The organism is Moorena sp. SIO3A2 (genome assembly GCF_010672265.1).
GTDB lineage: Bacteria > Cyanobacteriota > Cyanobacteriia > Cyanobacteriales > Coleofasciculaceae > Moorena > Moorena producens.
In genome coordinates, this window is the sequence record NZ_JAAHHC010000006.1 from 322,501 (window position 1) to 344,629 (window position 22,129).

Here is a 22,129-nt window from a genome sequence, read left to right on the forward strand (position 1 = left end):
GTGACACAAACCATACCAGAGAGCAAACAGCTACTAGATGAGGAATTTCCCCGCGATCGCCTACAACAAGAATTAGGCACAACGGTTTACCCGATTATTCACATAGCTACTCATGGTGAATTCGGCACTGAACCCGAAGATACTTTCCTAGTCACTGGGGAAAATAATCAACTCACCATTGATGAATTAGATCGGGTAATTCGCAGTGTAGCTAGTACTACTGAACCAGTGGAGTTACTATCCCTGACTGCCTGTCGAACCGCCACTGGTGATGACCGAGCAGCATTAGGTTTAGCCGGTGTAGCTGTTCAAGCAGGAGCCAGAAGTGCTTTAGCCTCGCTTTGGTTCATTAATGATCAAATTACTGCCCAAATTGCTGCCCAATTTGACCAGGGTTTGCGACAATCAAACTTAAACAAAGCCCAAGCGCTTCGTGCTGCTCAAATCGCTTTACTGGAAGCAGGAGGACAATATGCTCGCCCCGCCTATTGGGCACCTTATCTAGTAATTGGAAATTGGTTTTGACACTCCCATAAGGACGGGGCTTTAAACCCAAATTTTTTGGTAATCTTAGGTGTCCGACAGACTTGAGTGAACCTGCGTCTATAACCGACCTAGTATACTGATTTTTGGCCATTGGTGCCAGAGCGATCGCAAACAGCCTGATCATTGTCCGCACCCCGCTCTTGCCTAGACGGGGCTTCCAAACATCGGACTATTTTTTGTGAGTTGAGTTAAACAAACTGCTATATACTACGAATGACTGCTAAACAGCTTGCTACCCTCGTGAACAAAGTTCCTATTCTCAGCATTGACTTAGGTCGCACCTCTACTAAAGCTTGTATCAGCCGTTACCCCGATGGTGTAGTGCTAATTCCTGCCAACGTTGCCCATCTCACCGTTGAGCAAGTGCGTCGGGGTGGGTTTGAAGCTCGACTGGGTGACCCTCTATTAGATATTTGGCTCGAGTATCAAGGCAAAGGATACGCCATTGGACAACTAGCTGCTGACTTCGGAGCTAACTTGGGTGTTGGTCAATCGAAAGTAGAAGATGCCTTGATAAAAGTCTTTGCCTGCGTAGGACATTTCGAGCTTCAAGGTGACTTGGCAATTATCATGGGATTGCCCTACCATTCCCAAGAGCAGTTTGAGCGTGAAAAAGAGGAATTAATTGGTATCCTGGCTTCACCTCATGTCATGTACTACAGAGGGGAACCAGTGTCGATTACGATTAAAAAAGTTTGGGTGATACCAGAGGGCTATGGTAGTTTGATCTGGGTTGAAGTTCAGGAAAACGATCCATCCGATGGCGGATTACATGACCGTTCCGTCGCCGTTGTGGATATTGGCCACCAAACCACTGACTTTATCATGGCAGATTCGTTCCGATTTGCCCGAGGAGCATCTCAGAGTGAAGCATTTGCCATGAATGAGTTTTATGATCAATTAGCTGCCCAAATTCAGGGAGCTGACAGTCAATCTTTGCTATTAATCAAAGCGGTTAATCGTCCAGAAGGAGAGCGCTTCTATCGTCCTAAAGGTGCTGCTCAGCCCACAGACCTCGACGAAATTATACCGAGTTTGCGCAAAAGTTTTGCCCGTGAACTGTCTGATCGTTTGCTCGCTTGGCTACCAGAACGCACCACAGACGTAGTGGTGACGGGTGGTGGTGGACAATTCTTCTGGAATGATCTTCAACTTATCTTCAAAGAAGCTAGACTCAAGGGTTACTTAGCTCAACCCTCTCGAAAAGCGAATGCTTTGGGACAATACATTTATGGAGAGGTGCAGAAGCAGTCAGCATCTCGATAACTTGTAGATAAATTGTATTGTAATTATCCGATAAGATTATAGGCATAATTCCCATGGCACCTATAGCAAAAAAAGTAAATAAAACAGTAGCATTTACCGCTAACCGGGAGGATCAAGCCCTACTAAAGGTAGTGGAGAAAGAACTAGCTAAGGGTCAGTATCCTAGCTTTAGCATGTTGTGCAAGCAAGCTCTCCAAGAGTTTCTGTTGAAACCAGAGTCCTCTGAGGAAAAGAAATCCTCCCAGGAAACAACCAAAGAAACAACCGAGGAAACAACCGGTGTTGGAAATCTTGAAGACAAGCTAACCCAACTGCAGCAGCAATTAACTGAAGTGGTACAGGCGTTATCGGTTCAGAGTCCTAGCCAAGTCAATAATCAGCTAAGTGATCTGACTCAACGAATTGAGGAAATAGACTCTAATACAACTGAACAATTGACCCAGTTACAACAGCAGCTTGGGAAATTAGAGCAAGTTATATCTACTGAAGAATCCTCTGACCAACTTGATGATCAATTGACGGCCTTAATCCAACAGGTCAAGCAAGTCGATGACCGTTCTCATCAACAACTCGAACACTTAAAACAGCAAGTTGCTGGTGTAGAAACGGTGCTGTCGAATTTTAGTACGACGGATGTGTCTGGCTTAACAGCACAGGCATCCACAGCAAAAGCGACTAGAGACTCAGATGGGACGGCTAAAGCAGGATTGGAAAAAGAGGCTGATCAATCTGATCCGTTACTAAGTCGCTTGGGTTCTTTATTAGAGGATTTTTAATTAACTTTATAGTGCTATGACAAAACGCACAGTTGGACTGCTGTTTGGTGGTGTCTCAGGAGAACACGAAGTTTCCATTAGTTCTGCAAGAGCGATCGCAAACGCTCTATGTGCCGACGAAAATGCCTCTAAGTACGAAGTGGTGCCAGTGTACATTCAAAAAAATGGCATCTGGACAGCGGTCGAAACTATCGCACAGGTTTTAGACTCGGGAACACCCCTGGAATCTGCTCCTAGCGGTAATGTCTGGCAATTTCCTGCCGTTGTCAGTGAGGTAGATGTCTGGTTTCCCATCCTCCATGGTCCCAATGGGGAAGATGGCACAGTTCAGGGATTACTAAAGCTGATGGGAGTTCCCTTTGTGGGTAGTGGTGTTCTGGGTTCAGCTGTAGGCATGGACAAGCTGGTAATGAAAACAGTATATGCCCAAGCGGGATTACCCCAAGTCAAATACATGGAAGTTTTGCGATCGCAAGTTTGGTCCGATCCCTGTGTATTTACCAAACTCTGTGACCAAATTGAAGAAACCTTAAACTATCCCTACTTTGTCAAACCAGCTAATTTAGGCTCATCGGTCGGGATTGCCAAAGTGCGATCGCGTTCTGAATTAGAAGCGGCCTTAGATAAGGCTGCTAGTTATGACCGCAGGTTGATTGTAGAAGAAGGAGTAGTAGGGCGAGAAGTAGAGTGTGCTGTACTAGGGAACGATCATCCCAAAGCCTCAGTAGTTGGTGAAATTACCTATGAGAGTGATTTCTATGACTACGAAACCAAATACACTCAGGGTCAAGCGGACTTGTTAATCCCCGCTCCCTTGCCCACTGACGTCATTACCCAGATTCAGGAAATGGCAATCCAGGCGTTTACTGCCGTTGATGGGGCTGGTTTAGGACGGGTAGACTTCTTTTATGTCGAAGCCACTAGGGAAATCTTCATCAACGAGATTAACACCTTACCAGGTTTTACAGCAACCAGTATGTATCCCCAACTGTGGGCAGCTACAGGTGTTTCTTTTCCAGAATTGGTGGATCAGTTAATTCAACTAGCAATAGGGCGGGCTTGAATCTTAGTCCGAAGGGAATATCATGGGAAAGGCTATGCCGAAGATTGAGCTGAGTTAAACAATTTGAGGAGATAAACTTGGAACGGACATTTCTGATGGTTAAGCCGGATGGTGTACAACGGAATCTTGTTGGTCAAATCATCCAGCGTTTTGAGACAAAAGGTTTTACCTTAGTTGGGCTGAAGCTGATGAACGTCAGCCGTGAACTTGCCGAACAGCATTACGCTGTTCACAAAGAGAGACCTTTCTTTCCCAAACTAATCGAATTCATCATCTCTGGTCCCGTAGTAGCAATGGTCTGGGAAGGAAATGGAGTAGTGGCTTCCGCAAGAAAGATAATTGGTGCTACCAAACCTCTGGAGGCTGAACCAGGAACCATTCGGGGCGATTATGGCTTAGACACAGGTCGCAATCTTATCCATGGCTCAGATGCCATTGAGACAGCGCAGAACGAGATTAGTCTCTGGTTTAAGGAAGAAGAGCTAGTTAGCTGGCAACCAACCATAACCCCTTGGCTTTACGAGTAATAGTAACATGAACCTTTAGACCGGAAGTCCAACGCTCTACCCATGTTTGGTGAGCGTTGGTATCATTGATTGGGAGATGGGGGAATTCTTCCCGGCTCTTGTGAAAAGCCTTTAGCGACTAGCTTCTTTTGCGGTTTGCTCTTTCCCCAAAGCCGGTTGCCCTTGGTTTTCCACAGGAATTGGCTCCAGGTCTGGGGTCTTAGACTTTTCAGAAAATCCCCACATGAACACTAGGGCAATAGCAGCAATCATTAACCATTCCGGTGGCACTAATTCCGGTTTAATCGCTCTGACCAACAGCCGCAATCCCACAAAGCCCACGGTGATGTAGCCAGCATCCTCCAGATAGACATACTCTTTCAACCAACGAATAAATAAGCCCGCCATGAAGCGCAGGGTAATTACCCCAATGGTGCCACCAGCAATAACCAGCCAGGTCTGGTCAGAAATTGCGATCGCTGTCGTGACACTATCCAAGGAAAAAGCTAAATCCGTAACAGCAATTAGGGGAATTGCCTGCCATAGAGAAGTAAACTTCGGGCCATGATGGTGATGTTGTTCATCTTCATCAGAGGTGAAATACTCAAAGACCAACCAGAGCAGATAGGCTGCTCCCAATAACTCAAACTGCCAAAACTGCACTACCCAAGTGGCTGTAAAAATCAAACTGATTCGTAGGACATAGGCAACTGCTAAGCCCAAGTTAAGAGCATGGCGTTGAAGTTGTTTGGTTTCTAAGCCTTGGGAGATCGCAGCTAACGCGATCGCATTATCAGCAGACAGTACAGCTTCTAGTGCCACCAGAATCAACAAAACCACAGGACCCTCAAGCCCCACATTAAACGATGAGTTAAGAATTTGGTCTAGCATTAAAAATTATTAATGTCTTAAAAGGTTAACTTAGTCTATGTAATAGACTTAATCGCCTAAATTGCTAAAACTTTGATATCTAATTTAATTAATCTTAACATTTAATCATAATTAAAGTGCGCTGCGACCCCAGGGAGGTTCCAACGCCCACACCGAACCTTCAGCAAGATCAAGGTAATAGCTGTGATCGCAATTTGAGATCAACCCAAGCTAAAAGGATTCTATTATCTGGATTTGACCAGTGATTGTGATAAAATTCCAGAACTAGCCCAATTAGTTGGCTTCGGTGCGACCCGTGGCGAATTAAATTTGCCTAGGTCAAGCGCACCGTGAATGGTATAGAATATCGCTCAAATAAAGGAGATTGTATACGATGCCTATTTCAGATGCCCAAGTTATCGGAGCTCTATTCCTGGCTTTGATTCCGGGATTTCTAGCATTCCGGCTGTCTACGGAACTTTACAAATAATCCTGGGAAGCTCAAAGCCTTGCTCCTAAGCGGCCTGGATCTAGAGCGGACAAAGGATAAACAAAATAGTTTAACTAACCCACCCATAATCTAGGATTTGGGTGGGTTAGCTTCCTCCGCGATTCATCCCACATCTCAATGCCCAGCATGAGTGTTTAAAGTTACCGTAAGGTACTGGTCGCCTTTATGGTTAGTCGGTTATGCGTAAAAGGGTTAAAACTTTGCCGATTTTGGCTCCACTAACAATCAGGTTTCGTCTCCAGGGATGAATCGCGGACAGGAACTCTGATAAACAGCCTGAAAAACGTTATACTAAAAATAGTAGGGAAAACAAATTAAGAGCTAACCGCCACCTACTAATTAAAAATAGAACTTATTGTATTGTTCCGGCGCGGAGGGGCATCCCGTGTCGTTAATAAAGTAACCCGTGTATCCGTTCGCGATGGCTGGAGTTGGTAAGAAGCCCACACTGTAATCTTCGATGAGCGTGTGGGAGTATGTCACTTAAACTAGTTAATCAATGGCGAAGCCTCATTAAAGCTAGTGAAATCCTTGACACTCGCTCACGCTCATCACGCGATTATAGTCAGGGATTCTTAAGAGCATAAAACTCTTAATGGCTGAGCCAAACAGCCTCTAGACTCTCTGACCAAATCATTGAGCTTACTTGCATCTTGATCTACGCTTTTAGCAGCGGCTTTTCAGCTGGCGCGCAAACCGGCACCTTTTGGGTGCATTAATATTTTTTAATCTTAGCAGAGCTCATCAAGAAGCGCAACAGATTGAGTCTCCAATTCCCAAGGGTCAGAAGTTACCCCAGCGAGCAATCCCTCGCTGGGGCAGCCTTTATGGTTGGGAGGCTTGGCTGAAAAGGCTTAAAACTTTGAGGCGCGACAATCGCGCGAATTTAATTACGGGTCAAGCGCGCCTCCATGATTAAGGCAAGAGACGAAACCTTAGATCAGGTCGCCTTTATAACAACAGTTTTAAACCTTTTCTGCATAACCTACAACCCAAAAAGGCGACCTGATCTTACGGTAACTTCAAACCTTATTTTAAGGTTTCGTCTCCGGGCTGTGTGGGTCACCTGCGTCCACACTCTATAAGCCCCCTTTCCCGCGCTTCATACGCGGGTATAACGGGAGGGGAATTGGATTTGAATGATGGCTGCCAACGCCAGTCTACCTGGGAATGTTAATAGATATTTTATATATTATAAGCAATAATTCTGAATTATTATCCTGAGTGGAAGATCCTTTCCCTTGGATTGGAGTCAACACCAGGCAATTTATGTGATCGAACTCACATTATGCTAAGCTCTTAGTCTATTTGGGGGTTTGATTCTTCCATAAAGACTATTCTTTAGCTAAATTATCTGGCTAAATAAAAGGTGCATACTCAAAACTCTATCCTAATCAACCCAATAATAAACCCAAGGGCGCTGGTGTGCCAGCGTGGCATTGTAAACGGAAATGAACGCAATCCAACCCCCTCACTCAACTCGGCTACCATCAAAACCTCGCCGAAGAGTTCCTCGAATCAAGCACCGTCCGCAGCGACAGTCTTACGGGGCAGTTGCTGGTGAAACTACTGCTAAGTTACTTGTTAACCTAGTTCTCTGTGCCGCTGCGATTACCGCACTAATGGAACTATTACCTTATCATCTCTCACAGCAAGCCAAGTTGCGAGAAGTCAAACGAGAGGTGAAGCGAACTGAAACACGAGTGAATAAATTGCGCCGTGAATTCAGTCGCTCTTTTGACCCCAGGCAAGCCCAGAAAGTAATGCGAGAGCAAAGCTTACGACGTGATCCAAATCAGGTTCAGGTCGTCTGGCAAGATCCCGACTTAGGGGATGGAAATTAGTTATACTTCCGGTGGGCATAAACTGAGCTAAAGGTAATAGGTCGAGGTGGCTCGATGCGTTCGCGTAGCGTCTCCTAGGTCGAATCGCTGTTTGGGACCGTTAGAGCTAAGCACTAACCCCTTCAAGCTCTCAGTGGCTTAAGCAAATCATTGATCCAATTTTCCACTTTCTCGCGCAAGGAATCAGAAGAACCAGACTTTGGCAGCCACTTCAGAGCCTTGTGATAGTCGCTGATGGCACAGTTCCAGTCACCCCTGAGATGGTAAGTACGCCCTCTCTGAGCATAGACATGGTCTTCCAGGCATCCCAGCATTAGAGCCATGTCAAGGTTTTCTAGGGCTAAATCGTACAATCCCAATTCCCGGAAGGTGATCCCTTGGTTAATCCAGGTGCGGATATTTCCCGGATTGAGATCAATAGCTTGCTCGTAGTCGGTGAGGGCTTCAGCCAGTTGCCCAACTGATGCATAATAATTAGCGCGATTGTTGTAAGCACTGTCCAATGTTGGATCAATTCCCAGTGCCTGATTGTAATCAAATAAGGCTTTGTAGGGCTGACCACTTTGGAAATACAGCAATCCCCGATTGTTGTAGTCTGATGCGCTGGTGGGATTGAGATTAATCAACTGGGTTAACAATGCGATCGCACTGTTGTAATCCCCTTGTTTCACTTTCGAGTTTGCTAAGGTGCGCAGGCTTTTCACAGAGTGTATGTGGCTTTTTCTAGGCACTAGCCTCACTGGCGCTAAATGCCTGTGGTTTTTACGGGACATTGGGAACCACTGTCGATTTTGGTTTTGCCGATTTAGAAAAGTAGGAGCATTCATATTTGCCTCAACCTCATTTGCAGCCTATCTAGATTCAACCTTACGGCTAACAGCACCCAGCTGGTTGGTCTTAATGTGTCACTTATTAATGCGTCTTCGGTGTACCCAAGAAAACCATCCAGATTGTCCCTACAACTTGGGACTCTTCTTTGAAGACTACAGCAGTAATATTACAGTTTCCTGAAAGACGAATTAATTTTGTCCGGATGATTTTATAGAGGGGCTGGGACTGGACACTTTTGGGAAGATGCACAATTCCCTAGGGGTTTGGGGTTTGGGGTTTGGGGTTTGGGTGTCATTACTGAAATGCAGCTATAGCAGAAAGCGGATAGATGTGTTCAAAATAGTATAGTTACTATTCCACCGCATCCACTCTCAGGAGGAAATCCTGTGCCATCCCTTCCACCTTCAATTCCACCTGTGTCTTCGCCCCCAACCAACCAATGGCTGCGAATGGTAGGGATGTGGCTAGCAGTTGCTGTCATTGGTGCAGGGCTAGGTTGGTCATATCAAGAATGGCAAAGTTATCGAAATCTACTATTACGCTTAGAAGAGATTCAGAAGCACCGATCAGAACGGGAATATGAAGAATGCATCAATAAAGCCACGACTATTCCTGAAAAGTCGCCTATATATCAACAGACTCAGGTGATTTTTAATGAGTGTGCCCAGAAACTATTTGGCAAAGCTAAGATACTAGCTGCAGCGAACCAATTTAAAGACGCAATTATCGAGGCCAATAAACTGACCCCAGATAGTGCTCCTTACCAAGAGGCACAACAGTTAATTAATCAGTGGTCTAACCGCCTATTTCAGAAAGCTACCAAGCTGTATCAGGAACAAGGGAAGCTCAATGAAGCCATTGCTCTAACTCAAGTCATTCCTGAAACTAATCTGATTCGTCAAAGATTACCCGAGACCATTGCCCAATGGAAACAAGAGTGGGCTGTGAATGTATCGATTCGCAAACAAGCACTTCAAGCTCTGGAGGCAGGTCAATGGCAACAGGCTAAGCAAAAGGCTAGGAGGGTGACCACTAGCTATTGGCAAAAGAAAGTTGAACCAATTATAGACAGGGCAGATGCTAAAATTTCTACCATAGAAGCCCACAAAGAAGCTCAACGAGTCAGACGACAAGCCCAGCAAGATGCTCAACGAGTCAGACGACAAGCCCAGCAAGAGGCTCAACGCATAGCTAGAGAAAAAGCACAACAACAAGCTCAGGAGCAGGATCGACGTAGACAGCAATGCATTAAGCTGGTAACCAAATACACTGAAGAGAATGAGTGGGCTCTCAAAGAATACGAAAGGTTAAGATGTGATGATTTTCCCCATGAGCTCTTTTAACCAAGCGATCGGGTTGTTCTTCTCCTAGACAAGTTGGTTTGTTGGCACGCCCTTGATTAGGAATTAAGTACCATAACTTAACCCAACATCTAACACCTCAAACCTGACATCTAACATTTAATACATAACACCTAACACCTAAGCATCAAAACTCCATTGACAGAGTACTAGCTTAGTTTGAGCCCCTGACTAGACCTGAGAGGCTCAAGGATTGCCATAATTTTTGTAAAGTATAATGAATGATTTATTCGCAACTACATGGCTGATACAACTGCCTGGGTGAATCTCCTCACCCCCTTACCATTCCTCCCCCCTGAACACCCTCTGCCATCCCTATTGGCAACAGCAACGGAAGCCACTGCTAATGCTAATGAAGCAGAAAACGGTTCACTGGTTCTTGCAGGAGTGCTATTGAGTCTAGTGGTGATCTACTTCGCCAGTAAACTTGGAGGCGAAATTTGTGCTCGGATTAACTTACCACCGGTATTAGGGGAATTGGTCGGTGGTGTAGTTGTCGGGGTTTCTGCCCTAAATCTGCTAGTTTTCCCAGAAGGGGGCAGTGTGGCTAGCAATTCCTTAATGATGAGCTTTCTGCAAACTACCGCTGGTCTAACCCCAGAAGCTACCAACTCAGTATTTCAGTCTACTAGCGAGGTGATTTCCGTCTTAGCGGAACTCGGCGTTATCATCCTGTTATTTGAAATTGGACTAGAGTCTGACCTCAAAGAACTGATCCGTGTTGGTCCGCAGGCTGCTGTGGTAGCTGTAGTTGGCGTGGTTGTCCCCTTTGCTGCTGGTACTGCTGGTTTAGCTTACCTATTTCATATTTCTGCTGTCCCTGCTATTTTTGCTGGTGCTGCCCTAACTGCCACTAGTATCGGGATTACCGCTAAAGTCCTAGCAGAAATTGGACAGTTGAGTTCTAAAGAAGGGCAAATTATCATTGGTGCTGCCGTACTCGATGATGTCCTAGGAATTATCGTCCTGGCTGTGGTGGCTAGTCTGGCAAAAACTGGGGAAGTCGTGATCACTAATGTGATCTATTTGATTATTAGTGCTGGTGTCTTCCTAGTTGGAGCAATTCTAATCGGTCGCTTCCTCGGTCCGTATTTCGTTGCCTTGGTCAAGGAAATGAAAACCCGAGGTCAGGTATTACTGACAGCACTCATTTTTGCCTTTGTCTTGTCCTATATTGCCACAGCTATCCAATTAGAAGCCATTTTGGGAGCCTTTGCTGCTGGGCTAGTCTTGGCAGAGACGGATAAGCGTCGAGAATTAGAAGAACAGGTCTTACCAGTGGCAGATATACTTGTGCCCATCTTCTTTGTTACTGTGGGAGCCAAAACTGATTTGAGTGTGCTTAACCCAGCAGTTCCCAGTAATCGCGAGGGTTTGATCTTGGCAACTTTCCTGATTGTGGTGGCAATTCTTGGTAAGGTGATCACAGGATTGACAGTCTTTGGTCAATCAGGAATTAACCGTCTGGCTATTGGGGTTGGCATGATTCCCAGAGGTGAAGTGGGGCTAGTCTTTGCTGGTGTTGGTTCAGCAAGTGGTGCTCTTTCAGAAGCCACTGAAGCAGCGATTATCATGATGGTTATTTTAACGACTTTTATCGCTCCGCCTTTGTTGCGGTTGGTCTTTCAAGAGCCATCTGAGCCGGTGGAAACAGCTGGAGAGTCTTGAGACTTGTTGCTAAGCTATCTGAGCTTGCTGATTAAAGACAATTATTGATGCAGGATTCTTGAAGAATCCTGTTCAATTTAGTTGATTGTGTATGCTTTAAGATTTGACAAAGCTAAGTGTGTTAACTAAAACCAAATTTTCGATTCAGAGAAACCCGTGTATACTGAAACTCTTGAAACTTAACCAAGCTACTCTACGTCCGAGTCTGTTAACGGTTTTAATAAGATTAATCAGATTAATCTTATTAGTCAAACAGACTAGACATTGCTTGACTGGGCTATTAATTAGGGGTATTCATCGTGAGTGGTTAGGGATTAGCGGTTAACTATAGCCTACTCTAGGCAGCTGTTGGGGTCTAATACTTAACCGCTAACAGCTGGTATAACCAATTGCTATAACCAATTGCTATAACCAATTACCTAAGATACATGATACAGGAGTAAGAATTGTGAGGTTTCGCTGGCTACTGCTACTCTCCAGCTCTTTGACATTTTCTCTATTTTCATTGGCGGCTCAAGCCCGTGAACTACTATTTTGGCAATATGATCGCAATCAGAATCGCCTGGAATTTACCACTGATGTGGGTGTACAACCCACAGCCCAACTCATTTCTAATCCTACCCGGTTAGTGATTGATTTACCGGGAATTAACGTCGGAGGTCCATCAACAAATCAGCGTCTAAGCGGGGCGATTCGAGAAGTGCGAGTGGGTCAATTTGAGAGACAAACCACTCGGATTGTGGTTGAATTGGCTCCTGGTTACACTATAGACCCCCAGCAGGTAAAATTTCGGGGTATTAGCCCCAATCAGTGGACTGTACAATTACCTCAGCCTTATCGAGGGTCACTGCCGGTTCTGCCTAACCCAGCACCGCCATCTCTACCACCGGCTCAGCCACCGACCCGCACTCAATCCCCTCCACCACGGCCAACTATTCCGAGATCCAATCCAACTATTCCGAGATCCAATCCGGGGATTCGCCGCCAAGGCTTTCAGATCAATAGAAATGGATTTTTTGTCAGTACCGATGGTGGGAAACCTATCATTCAAATCGAACGAAGTCGCAATAACCGCCGCATTAACATCGACCTAGAAGGGGTTACAATTGCCGAGAGTCTGTTAGGGGAGGATTTGGAGGTAAATCGCTACGGGGTTAGCAAAATCGAGTTTGAAAAGAAAAAAGAGTCCCCACCGATTGTCCGGATGACCCTAAATGTGGATAGTGACAGCCCTGATTGGCTGGCATCGTTCAGTCAAAGATTGGGAGGGGTGTTGATTTTCCCTAGGGGGATCCCAGCTCAACGCTTAGATAATGGACCAACATCCAAAGTGCCAACGAAACCGATTCAATCTCGTGGCTCGGCTAATACCGGTAAGTTAGCCACCATTGGGTCAGTGGAACTGGCTAGTAATCAGACTCAGCTATTGATTAAGGCTAACCAACGGGTCAGAGCCACTAGCAAATGGGATCCTCGTTCAAAGTCTTACCAAATTACTATACCGAATGCCAAACTAGCTGAGAAGTTCAGTGGCCCTCAACTTAATACCACTAGTCCCGTATCAGAGGTGATGGTTCGGCAGGAGGACAAAAACACGGTGCTGATTCTGGTACAACCATCAAACGGTACCCGAATTGGTAGCCTCAATCAGCTCAATGATCAGCTGTTGGCTCTGCAACTGAGACCATTTCTATCAAGGAGGCCAACCAGGATACCCCCGCGCTCGATTCCTGTGCCACCGCCTAACTCGATTCCTGTGCCACCGCCTAACCGGACTCGCCCACCAATTCCCAGACGTCGGGTTCCCAAAGAGCGCCTGGTAGTGGTCATTGATGCCGGACACGGTGGCAAAGACCCTGGTGCTATTGGGATTGGGGGTATACAAGAGAAGGATGTTAATTTGTCGATTTCCCGACAGGTGGAAGCGCTGTTGGAAAAACAGGGGATCCAGGTTGTCATGACTCGCTCAGATGACCGATTCATCAGTCTGAATGGACGAGTTCAAGTGGCAGAACGGACTGATGCTGATTTATTTGTCAGCATCCACGCTAATGCTATCGGGCGTAACCGACCGGATGTGAATGGATTAGAAACTTACTACTACTCTACTGGTCAGAGTCTTGCCCAAACCATCCACTACACTATCTTGCGGAGCGTGGATATTAGTGACCGACGTACCCGACGGGCGAGGTTTTATGTGCTCAGGAAAACCTCCATGCCAGCAGTTCTGGTAGAAGTTGGTTTTCTAACCGGCTATGAAGACTCCGCTAAACTGAAAACTTCCGCCTATCGCAGCCAGATGGCTAGAGCGATCGCTCGTGGCATCCTCCTATATATTCGGCAAAATCGGTTATATTCGGCAGAATCGGTTGACCTAAGTTAAGTTCTGATATTTTGTCAATTCTTAATTGATAATTGCTAACCTATAATCTAACAATTTTCTTGTTTTGAGCGAACCTAAGTAATTTGTTTATTGCCCCTGGGTGGGTAGGTGCCAATTCTTAGCCAATGATCAATAACCAAATTTTGATCTCTCGAACTCAACCCCAGAGTAGTCCTATCGGGATTTTCGACAGTGGTGTGGGGGGTCTGACTGTTCTGAGGGAACTATACAAACAACTACCATCCGAATCAATTATTTACTTTGCTGACACAGCACGGCTACCCTACGGTACCAGATCTACCGATGAAATCGTGCAGTTCGGCTTCGAGATTCTCAGCTGGATGGTGCAACAGGATGTCAAAATGGTGGTGATGGCCTGCAACACCAGTTCGGCTCTGGCATTGGAAACTCTGCGTAGTGAGTTTGACATCCCAATGCTGGGGCTGATTCTACCGGGTGCCCGTGCGGCGCTCCACCAAGGTCGTCGGATTGGGGTGATTGCTACACCAGCTACGGCTGCCAGCAATGCTTATCGAAATGCTATTTTAGAGGTTGAACCAACGGCTCAGGTCTGGCAAGTGGGTTGTCCGGAGTTTGTGCCATTAGTGGAGCAAAATCGCTTGTGCGAACCCTACACTACAGCGGTAGCACGGCAGTACCTAGAACCTTTGCTAGCAGCCCAAATTGATACCCTAGTTTATGGCTGTACTCATTATCCCCATCTCGAACCGATCCTACGGGAAATATTACCCCCAGACGTTAAATTGGTAGACCCAGCGAAATACGTTGTTGCTGCTGCTGCTCAAGAACTGGATTTAATTGGAGGGAAGAATACTGGGGAGGCAAGACCAACTCGCTTTGGGGTCAGCGGTTGTCCTCAACAGTTTGCCCAACAGTCCCTACAATGGCTGGGTTACACTCCAACAGTTGAAAAAATACATCTACCACAGGTGTCAATCCCTAGGATACCTTTAGGTGCGACCCGTGATGGCGAGCAATCCCTTGACCGTAGGTCACGCTAAGCGAACGCCATCACGGAAAGCGCACCTTTAGAATCGGTAGACTGACCAATAATAGACCGATTTTTTTTACCATAAAATTGCTTGTGGAGGCAATAGTTAACGCATCCCACTTTCCTTAGGTGAAGTCGTTGCTCAGAGGCGATTTCACCTAAGTTAGTTATTATCATGATTAATTTTTCGCAATTTTTTCGGTCACTTTAACCCCTTTAACTCACCCTAGATCTAAATCAAGCTAAATCAAGGTTTGGCTCGGCTTGTCATATCATCTCCGGATAATTACCCTTAATAATCTGTCGCCCACGGGAACGCGCACCAAGAGACGGGAAAGGGGAATTCCTAGTTTTGTAAATTTTTGTTTCAAACTTATCACAATTAACGTAAAAGCGAAAACTCACGCTGAAGACTACTTTAGTAACTCAAAACCCTAGTTGTTGAGTAAGCAGTCAGCTATCAGCTTAGTCAAGAAACAGAGTCAAGTCATGGAATTTTTTTCCTGGGCGACTCTTGTCTATTAAAATCTGGTTTATCGCTTTTTTATAACCATTAAAAATTGCGAATTAATAATTTACCCTTAACCTTTAGCAATAAAAAATCAGGGATATAATAATTAGTAAAGCAGATTTAATCGCCAATAACGTTACGTTAATTTTATAAGTAATCCAACTATGTCAGCTCTAACTATTAAAGACATCAACATCGATAGCCTTTCTGTGGAAGAACGCTATGCACTTGACATTCTAGTCAACCTGCCAGTGCCTCAGGTTAGTCAACTCCAAGAATTAATGGAATTGGAGGTAGAAGACGTTATTAACCCTATAATTTTAGAAAATTTTCTTGAACTGTGTCAAGAATGCGGCTTGGACTTGTCTGAGGCAGGAGTCAATAAGTTTAAAGATGCTAACAAACTCGGTAATACTGGAGCTGTCAGAGGAATTATTGGTCCTCAAACGGCTCAGTTTTACTTTGATGCTATCATCAATAAAGTAACACCAGAGTTGCCACCAGGTACCGATAGAAACATTAACCAAGCTGGTTTAGATCTTGTTAAAGAGTTTGAAGGACTCCATAAAAGGTGCCCTGATGGCAGAGTAGAAGCTTATATCGATCCGGTGGGAATTCCTACTATTGGATGGGGTCATACTGCTGGTGTTAGGATAGGAGATATCATCACTGTTGAGCAAGGGGAGAAATTGCTCAGACAAGATTTAGAAAGTTCTGAATCTACGGTGAGTAATCTTGTCAAAGTATCACTGACTGATAATCAATTCTCTGCTCTAGTTAGCTTTGTGTTCAATATAGGACCAACAGCGTTTAGGCGCTCGACATTATTACGTAAGTTGAATCATGGTGATGATCAAGGGGCTGCCAATGAGTTTCTTCGTTGGAACAAGGGTGGTGGTCGAGTCCTATTAGGCTTGAGCAAACGCAGAGAAGCGGAGCGTAAACTGTTTCTGAGCTAATTCAAATTGAAGGTTAAAGGTTGCAGGTTGAAAGGTTGAAAGTTTGAAAGGTTGAAGATTGTCATCCAAGGCTACACCTAATACCTAACCCCTAACCCCTCTAAGTTTGGCAAAATGTATAATAAAAGACCTATCACCCAGTAAGGTAATTACTCACCTTAGCCAAAAAAATGGGTTTAAAGCCCCGTCCTTCTAGGACGGCTTTTATTTTAATCTCTGACTTGACAGTTTTCACAGAGCGTGTTATTGAAAAATATAACAGATAACTAAAAACAATACGGATAGACACTATCTTAGAATAAGTAGACAATGTAAAAAACAAGCTAAGAGATAAGCATGTTGCATAATCCAATCTAACGATTTGGTCGTCTATGAAAATCTAAGATTAAAAAAAATATGGGCTCTCCTAGACTGATTATAGTAAATGAGTAGTTTAAATTAGCGATTACCCCTTAAATAGCAAGGGATTCAATAAACTAAAAATACATTTTTAGTTTATTGGCATTTTTAAATTAATCAAACCCTTGATTAGTAAAGGCTATGGCGATTATTTTATACTTTATAATAGCCACTCTAGGAGAGCCAAAATATTTAAAATCATTGTCTATCTAAATCCTTAATAATTTAGGTACGGTGGGGCACACCGAAACCTAGGTCATAGACCAAACACGCTCATGGAGAATTGTCCTCTACCTTTCCTGGCTCCGGCCTGGTTAGGCAAGACAGCTCGTTGAAGTGAGAATCCCCGTCCATAAGCGGGCGGGGAGTGTCAACAAACCAAAAGTTTATTTGGGCTACAGGCATGACCAAACAAGCACCTACTTCCTTGCTTTACCTAAACGTGGCACCGACTCAAGTAGTGCGTTGCTCCTTGGAAGAATCAGGAAATGCGATCGCACGGCTGGGAAATCGTCCTTTGATTCTAGGAGGTCAGCATACTCTGGCTACCCTAGCCTCATCACTGGAATCGGTTTTGGAACAGCATCAACTCAGTTATGAATGCGCATCCTACAGTCCTGATTGCAGTGAGAAGTCTCTAGCTAAACTCTCAGAAGCTGTTGCTGCTCATCAATCTGACTTGATTATTGGGATTGGCGGAGGTAAGGCGTTGGATACTGCTAAAATCCTAGCGCACCAGTGCCAGTTACCTGTGGTTACTGTACCCACCTCTGCTGCTACCTGTGCCGCTTGGACAGCTCTATCTAATATCTATTCTGACCATGGGGCTTTCCTGTATGATGTTGGACTTGACCATTGCCCAGATTTATTGGTACTCGATTACAGCTTGATTCAGACAGCGCCCCAACGTACCCTAGTTGCCGGGATTGGTGATGCCTTAGCGAAGTGGTACGAAGCTTCGGTTAGTAGTGGTAGCGCTACAGATACTCTAATTATTGCGGCTGTCCAACAGGCAAGGGTATTGCGAGATATTTTGTTCCAAAAGTCGGTTGAGGCTCTAACCCAACCTGGTAGTCAAGTTTGGCGGGAAGTTGTTGATGCAACAGTTTTACTGGCTGGTGTGATTGGGGGCTTGGGTGGAGCTCGATGTCGTACTGTTGCTGCCCATGCTGTACATAATGGTTTAACTCATATCCCAGCAGCTCACGATTCTTTACATGGTGAAAAGGTGGCTTATGGCATTTTGGTGCAGCTGCGTTTGGAAGAAATGCTTCAGGGGAACCAACTGGCGGCATCAGCACGGCAACAGTTGCTGAAGTTTTATGCTGAGCTTGGTTTGCCCCAAACTCTCCAAGACCTGGGATTAGGGTCGATTACCTTGGCTCAGTTACAGAAAGCAGCTGAGATTGCCTGTGGGGAAAATTCTGATATTCATCGGCTACCGTTTAAGGTGCTTCCAGAACAGCTGATGGCAGCAATGGTTTCTACTAGGATACTAGTTGAGGGCAGTCGTAAGGAGTTAAGTTTGCCAGCGGTTGAGGTTGAAGGTTGTCTGTCAGAATGAAGAATGTAGAATGAAGAATGTAGAATTTGGAATTCTACATTCTTCATTCAAAAATGTTGCAGGTTGCAGGTTGTAGGTTGAACGGTGTTGGGTTAAGGTTGCAGCTTTTGAGCTCAAACCTGTTGACACTCCCCGACCATTAGGCGCGGGGATTCCTAGATCAACGAGCCGCCTTAAACCGCCGTATTCCTATCTTTAACGCCGTCAAAAATAGGACAGTACTTAACCAAAAACCCGTCAAGACCAAGTTTTTAGTCAATTTACGACAGACCCAGAGGGCGATTCTCCCTAGGCGTTTGGTTACTTAGTTGGAAGTGCCTTTAAGAGTCCGTTTCTCTTCCTTGTCGCCTGGTTCCGGTGTGCCCCACCGTACCGTTTCTTTTTCTCAAGTTGTGATTTTTCTGGGTTCACACGTTAATTGTTAGTTAACGATTGGGTTTTTAAGGAGGATTTTCCCTGCCCTCCGGGCATTACTGTTTTAAGGTCAAGCAGTGGCGGGCTTCTCTCCCGGTTGCGCCTCGGTTTTTCAACCTGTACCCTATACTTATATACCCTAGGGCTAGATAATCGTCAACCCTTTAGACTAGATTTCTTTTAGGCTAAAAGCGCGCTAGTCGCTTTCATCTCCGCTCGCTTTGTGGCGGAGTTTTCAGTGTTCGGATTTCTAATAACCTTTTATATTACTAGCATTTTCCCTTATACTGGCTCTCAACTCGTTCGCGATCGCGTGGCCTTTTGGCCAAAGTCAAAAATTCTAGGTTTTGACCTTCAACCGGCTAACTTCCAAACCTGACACTGATGATGGTAGATTTGATTACCCCAGCACAACGACTAAGCGCACTCCCTCCCTATGTATTTGCTCGTTTAGATGAATTAAAAGCAAGAGCCCGTGAGCAAGGGCTGGATTTGATTGACTTGGGGATGGGTAATCCTGATGGTTCAGCACCGCAGCCGGTGATCGAAGCAGCGATCGCAGCCTTAAAAAATCCGGCTAACCATGGTTATCCTCCCTTTGAGGGGACTGCTAATTTCCGTCGGGCAATTACGAATTGGTATCACCGCCGCTATGATGTGGAGCTAGACCCAGACAGTGAAGCTTTACCTCTGTTAGGGTCCAAGGAAGGACTAGCTCACCTAGCCTTGGCCTATGTGAATCCGGGAGATTTGATTTTAGTACCTTCTCCTGCTTATCCGGTCCACTTCCGGGGTCCGTTGATTGCTGGGGGGGAAATTCACAGCTTGGTTTTGAAACGGGAGAATGATTGGCTGATTGATTTAGGGGCAATTCCGGATCAGGTTGCCCAACGAGCTAAGATCCTCTATTTTAACTATCCCAGTAATCCGACCACCGCTACCGCCCCAAGGGAGTTTTTTGAAGAAATTGTTGCCTTTGCCCGTCGGTACTCAATTCTGCTAGTACATGACTTATGTTATGCGGAATTAGCATTTGATGGCTATCAGCCTACTAGCTTGCTGGAAATTCCTGGCGCTAAAGATATTGGTGTAGAATTCCACACCCTATCCAAAACTTATAATATGGCTGGCTGGCGCGTTGGCTTTGTAGTGGGGAATAGCCGCATTATTCAAGGGTTGCGTACCTTAAAAACTAATCTGGACTATGGGATCTTTGCTGCCTTGCAAACCGCTGCTGAAGCGGCCTTGCAACTGCCAGATGTTTACCTTCAAGACGTCCAAAACCGTTACCGCCGCCGCCGAGATTTCATGATTGAGGGTTTGGCAGAGTTGGGTTGGCAGATTCCTAAATCCAAGGCAACCATGTATCTGTGGGTTCCTTGCCCAGTAGGGGTAAGTTCAACGGATTTTGCTCTGGATGTTTTGCAGCAAACTGGAGTAGTCCTCACGCCGGGAAATGCTTTTGGCATCGGGGGTGAAGGGTATGTGCGGATTAGTTTGATTGCGGAATGCGATCGCTTGGGTGAAGCCCTCAATCGGTTGAAACAAGCTAATATCCGCTACCAAGCCGAAACAATGGTTAAGGTTTAAGGTTTAAGGTTTAAGGTTTAAGGTTTAAGGTTTAAGGTTTAAGGTTTAAGGTTTAAGGTTTAAGGTTTAAGGTTGTAAATAGGTGCAAGTTGTAGGTAGGTGCAGGTAAGTGAACTCAACAACTGTTGGGGGAATTATATCAAATCTGGTAGCATCGGTTTACAACTTGCATTTGCCTTAACTATCCTTACCGACAGCGATTTTTGCGTATAGCTGTCAGTGAGAATGGCCAGAGTTTAGAATGGGTGCATCTCAGTTTTGCCTAATGGCAAAACTGAGATGCACCCTGGCGGACTTCCCCCTTGACGTTGCGGTTTAATATCTCCGGTTTCTCTATGTTGTTTTAGTAATTTTTGAATAAAGCTTTTGGCTACACCAAAACGTTGAGCTAAGTTTCGGAGGTGCGACCCTAGGGCGATTTACTCGCCCTAGGAGGCGCGCACCTTGATAATTTTTATTTGTTATGAATTTATAGAATTTTTTGCCGAAAGTCAAGAGAGTAAGGTTTCATACGAAATTTTTATAATTAACTATTTAATCTATTTATAATTGTACCTCATAGCTATGAGAAACGCTATATATTCCAAGCAGTAACGCTTCAAGTCCTAATTTTGATCAGCAATCAGCAGCTATTCCGACAACCCCAAAAAAAGCAATACCTCCTATCATTCCGAGCGGTAGCGAAATTTTAGCTAAACACTACCAGCGCGTCATGCAGGAGATACTCAATTATGCTTTACCAGCATTCTGAATTATTCACTCAACACCCGCTGCAATTAAACAGCGGGTGTTTTTTACAATGAACTATCTTCCTGGGGGGGTGACATACAAGCTGAAATCCTTACTGGATAATAATTTCAGCCCATAAGTTCCAAAAATATACATTCTGTTTTGGGCGCTCCTTTGGACGTAGTTATAAGGGTTTGAGCTTGCCATTAAGCGATGCAGCTTCGGAACAGGGGAGGCAGCGCGGTCTTGGGGGTTCCCCCCATGAGCGACTGCCGTGGTTTCCCCCACTCGCGCTTTGCATCAAGACAATGACTTGAGGGTTAATTTCCGACTGTATCTTCCATGAGCCCATTGGCATCAAAGCCTTATAGAGTAAGCTTTTTGGGGCTCATGTCACCCCCTCAGCTATCTTCAGAAGGCTTTTGCTTATATACTTTTTTAATTAATTTTTTCAAATCATCCCTATCAAAAAGCATAATGTCAGTCTTAGCTGCCAGATTTTTTGCAGGTTCTGTAAACTTACTATTAGTGATAACTAGTCCCAGGTTCGCCTGATAATAGCCAATTGCCCCTGTTACTTCCTGAACGGCCTTAATCCCTACGCTACCTTGTTGTATCTTGGCTTGAACAACAGCCTTTATCTCCCCTTTTTTAATTACCAGATCGGCTCCATAATCCGCAGTTGCTGCAGTGCGCTTCACTTGGTAGCCCAGTTGCTTAAATAATTTAGCCATAAATTTTTTAAACTCCCTCCCCTTCATTTTATCAATTATATCTAAGTGTTCATCAATATCCTCTATAGATTCAATATCTAAGTGTTCATCAATATCCTGTTTCGATTCACGCCTATCATCAACCAAAGATTTACCATTATTTACTTCTGCTTTGAGTTTGCGTTTCCAATCAACTTTATATTTCTTTATTCCTAAATTATCAAAAGATGATGAATTCGATGCCCGCCTATCCTCAACCGAAGATTTACCATTATTCACTTCTTCTTTGAGTTTGCGTTTCAAATCACGAGAAACCATTAACCGTTCAATCTCTTTACAGAGAGATGCTTTAGATTCTCCTTCTTGTTGGCGCTCTTTATATATTCCAACCAGTAATGCTTCAAGTCCGAATTTCGATAAGCCATCAGCAGCTATTCCCACCACCCCAAGAAAAGCAATGCCTCCGATCATTCCGAATGGACCTAACATTGCCAAAGCCGCTGTGATCGCTGCTGCTCCAGTAAATCCCGTTGTTGCCATAGCAATTAGAAGTATCACACCAGGTAAGCCTAGTGCAGCAAACTTTCTAACCACTTCATCCATATCACTATTC

Annotated in this window: 18 protein-coding genes and 1 pseudogene; 14 read left to right on the forward strand and 5 right to left on the reverse strand. The window is 44.9% G+C overall.

The genetic code is table 11. The features are described from left to right. From F6K64_RS09240 to ndk, 5 genes are all read left to right on the forward strand, one after another. Positions 1-525, forward strand: coding sequence for a CHAT domain-containing protein (locus F6K64_RS09240; protein ID WP_287265333.1), 525 nt, complete (start codon positions 1-3; stop codon positions 523-525). Positions 526-759: 234 nt separating this feature from the next. Further along, complete coding sequence (fcmB, locus tag F6K64_RS09245; protein WP_008188684.1) at positions 760-1,812, forward strand: filament morphology actin-like protein FcmB; 1,053 nt, start codon at positions 760-762, stop codon at positions 1,810-1,812. Between the two features lie 53 nt (positions 1,813-1,865). Continuing rightward, positions 1,866-2,588, forward strand: a complete 723-nt coding sequence (locus tag F6K64_RS09250; RefSeq protein WP_008188687.1) for a hypothetical protein — start codon at positions 1,866-1,868, stop codon at positions 2,586-2,588. A gap of 16 nt (positions 2,589-2,604) precedes the next feature. Continuing rightward, positions 2,605-3,651, forward strand: a complete 1,047-nt coding sequence (locus tag F6K64_RS09255) for a D-alanine--D-alanine ligase family protein (RefSeq protein ID WP_008188688.1) — start codon at positions 2,605-2,607, stop codon at positions 3,649-3,651. 77 nt (positions 3,652-3,728) lie between these two features. Continuing rightward, entirely contained in the window at positions 3,729-4,178 is a 450-nt protein-coding gene (gene ndk / locus F6K64_RS09260) for a nucleoside-diphosphate kinase (protein ID WP_044494944.1), read from the forward strand. 111 nt (positions 4,179-4,289) lie between these two features. Here ndk and F6K64_RS09265 read toward each other — a convergent pair whose 3' ends face one another. Next, positions 4,290-5,048 carry a TerC family protein gene (locus tag F6K64_RS09265; RefSeq protein ID WP_008188702.1) on the reverse strand — a complete coding sequence of 253 codons (759 nt, stop codon included), beginning with the start codon at positions 5,046-5,048 and terminating at the stop codon, positions 4,290-4,292. Between the two features lie 373 nt (positions 5,049-5,421). Between F6K64_RS09265 and psaM the strand changes: the two genes are divergently transcribed. Together psaM and F6K64_RS09275 are read left to right on the forward strand one after the other, a co-directional pair. Next, positions 5,422-5,517 (forward strand): photosystem I reaction center subunit XII, encoded by a 96-nt coding sequence (gene psaM / locus F6K64_RS09270; protein ID WP_071986952.1) that lies wholly within the window; start codon positions 5,422-5,424, stop codon positions 5,515-5,517. Between the two features lie 1,472 nt (positions 5,518-6,989). Beyond that, positions 6,990-7,382: a slr1601 family putative cell division protein gene (locus tag F6K64_RS09275; RefSeq protein ID WP_008188704.1), complete on the forward strand. Its 393-nt coding sequence runs from the start codon at positions 6,990-6,992 to the stop codon at positions 7,380-7,382. 122 nt (positions 7,383-7,504) lie between these two features. Here the strand turns inward: F6K64_RS09275 and F6K64_RS09280 are convergent, their stop codons facing one another. Continuing rightward, positions 7,505-8,209 (reverse strand): tetratricopeptide repeat protein, encoded by a 705-nt coding sequence (locus F6K64_RS09280; protein ID WP_044494947.1) that lies wholly within the window; start codon positions 8,207-8,209, stop codon positions 7,505-7,507. Positions 8,210-8,599: 390 nt separating this feature from the next. Between F6K64_RS09280 and F6K64_RS09285 the strand changes: the two genes are divergently transcribed. The 4 genes from F6K64_RS09285 to murI all read left to right on the forward strand — a co-directional run bounded on the left by F6K64_RS09285 (position 8,600) and on the right by murI (position 14,647). Then, positions 8,600-9,556: a hypothetical protein gene (locus tag F6K64_RS09285; RefSeq protein WP_131827072.1), complete on the forward strand. Its 957-nt coding sequence runs from the start codon at positions 8,600-8,602 to the stop codon at positions 9,554-9,556. A 258-nt stretch (positions 9,557-9,814) separates the two neighbouring features. Continuing rightward, positions 9,815-11,242 carry a cation:proton antiporter gene (locus tag F6K64_RS09290; protein WP_008188710.1) on the forward strand — a complete coding sequence of 476 codons (1,428 nt, stop codon included), beginning with the start codon at positions 9,815-9,817 and terminating at the stop codon, positions 11,240-11,242. Positions 11,243-11,690: 448 nt separating this feature from the next. Further along, positions 11,691-13,625 (forward strand): N-acetylmuramoyl-L-alanine amidase, encoded by a 1,935-nt coding sequence (locus F6K64_RS09295; protein WP_044494951.1) that lies wholly within the window; start codon positions 11,691-11,693, stop codon positions 13,623-13,625. Positions 13,626-13,750: 125 nt separating this feature from the next. Further along, positions 13,751-14,647: a glutamate racemase gene (murI, locus tag F6K64_RS09300; protein ID WP_008188715.1), complete on the forward strand. Its 897-nt coding sequence runs from the start codon at positions 13,751-13,753 to the stop codon at positions 14,645-14,647. Here murI and F6K64_RS09305 read toward each other — a convergent pair. Then, complete coding sequence (locus F6K64_RS09305) at positions 14,644-14,814, reverse strand: hypothetical protein (RefSeq protein ID WP_008188717.1); 171 nt, start codon at positions 14,812-14,814, stop codon at positions 14,644-14,646. The two genes, murI and F6K64_RS09305, sit on opposite strands and share 4 nt — an antisense overlap. A 498-nt stretch (positions 14,815-15,312) precedes the next feature. On the opposite strand from F6K64_RS09305, the gene F6K64_RS09310 reads away from it, so the two are divergent. From F6K64_RS09310 to F6K64_RS09320, 3 genes are all read left to right on the forward strand, one after another. Then, positions 15,313-16,107, forward strand: a complete 795-nt coding sequence (locus F6K64_RS09310; RefSeq protein WP_008188719.1) for a lysozyme — start codon at positions 15,313-15,315, stop codon at positions 16,105-16,107. A gap of 802 nt (positions 16,108-16,909) precedes the next feature. Further along, the gene (locus F6K64_RS09315; RefSeq protein WP_044494954.1) at positions 16,910-18,070 is read left to right on the forward strand and encodes an iron-containing alcohol dehydrogenase family protein; all 1,161 of its coding nucleotides are present in this window, start codon (positions 16,910-16,912) and stop codon (positions 18,068-18,070) included. A 798-nt stretch (positions 18,071-18,868) separates the two neighbouring features. Continuing rightward, complete coding sequence (locus tag F6K64_RS09320; protein WP_044494956.1) at positions 18,869-20,074, forward strand: aspartate aminotransferase; 1,206 nt, start codon at positions 18,869-18,871, stop codon at positions 20,072-20,074. 287 nt (positions 20,075-20,361) lie between these two features. Here the strand turns inward: F6K64_RS09320 and F6K64_RS38820 are convergent. Together F6K64_RS38820 and F6K64_RS09330 are read right to left on the reverse strand one after the other, a co-directional pair. Further along, positions 20,362-20,475, reverse strand: a pseudogene (locus tag F6K64_RS38820) (IS630-like element ISMae26 family transposase); the annotation flags it as partial. A gap of 729 nt (positions 20,476-21,204) precedes the next feature. Further along, positions 21,205-22,119, reverse strand: a complete 915-nt coding sequence (locus tag F6K64_RS09330; RefSeq protein WP_008188725.1) for a restriction endonuclease — start codon at positions 22,117-22,119, stop codon at positions 21,205-21,207. Between the last annotated feature and the right edge of the window lie 10 nt (positions 22,120-22,129).

Excerpts from the sequence above, each read along its gene's own strand:
- psaM (WP_071986952.1), top strand. The coding sequence starts at position 5,422 with ATGCCTATTTCAGATGCCCAAGTTATCGGAGCTCTATTCCTGGCTTTG.
- F6K64_RS09315 (WP_044494954.1), top strand. The coding sequence starts at position 16,910 with ATGACCAAACAAGCACCTACTTCCTTGCTTTACCTAAACGTGGCACCG.
- murI (WP_008188715.1), top strand. The coding sequence starts at position 13,751 with ATGATCAATAACCAAATTTTGATCTCTCGAACTCAACCCCAGAGTAGT.
- F6K64_RS09305 (WP_008188717.1), bottom strand. The coding sequence starts at position 14,814 with ATGATAATAACTAACTTAGGTGAAATCGCCTCTGAGCAACGACTTCAC.
- F6K64_RS09280 (WP_044494947.1), bottom strand. The coding sequence starts at position 8,209 with ATGAATGCTCCTACTTTTCTAAATCGGCAAAACCAAAATCGACAGTGG.
- F6K64_RS09290 (WP_008188710.1), top strand. The coding sequence starts at position 9,815 with ATGGCTGATACAACTGCCTGGGTGAATCTCCTCACCCCCTTACCATTC.
- F6K64_RS09330 (WP_008188725.1), bottom strand. The coding sequence starts at position 22,119 with ATGGATGAAGTGGTTAGAAAGTTTGCTGCACTAGGCTTACCTGGTGTG.
- F6K64_RS09275 (WP_008188704.1), top strand. The coding sequence starts at position 6,990 with ATGAACGCAATCCAACCCCCTCACTCAACTCGGCTACCATCAAAACCT.
- F6K64_RS09320 (WP_044494956.1), top strand. The coding sequence starts at position 18,869 with ATGATGGTAGATTTGATTACCCCAGCACAACGACTAAGCGCACTCCCT.
- F6K64_RS09255 (WP_008188688.1), top strand. The coding sequence starts at position 2,605 with ATGACAAAACGCACAGTTGGACTGCTGTTTGGTGGTGTCTCAGGAGAA.
- F6K64_RS09265 (WP_008188702.1), bottom strand. The coding sequence starts at position 5,048 with ATGCTAGACCAAATTCTTAACTCATCGTTTAATGTGGGGCTTGAGGGT.
- F6K64_RS09310 (WP_008188719.1), top strand. The coding sequence starts at position 15,313 with ATGTCAGCTCTAACTATTAAAGACATCAACATCGATAGCCTTTCTGTG.
- F6K64_RS09250 (WP_008188687.1), top strand. The coding sequence starts at position 1,866 with ATGGCACCTATAGCAAAAAAAGTAAATAAAACAGTAGCATTTACCGCT.
- fcmB (WP_008188684.1), top strand. The coding sequence starts at position 760 with ATGACTGCTAAACAGCTTGCTACCCTCGTGAACAAAGTTCCTATTCTC.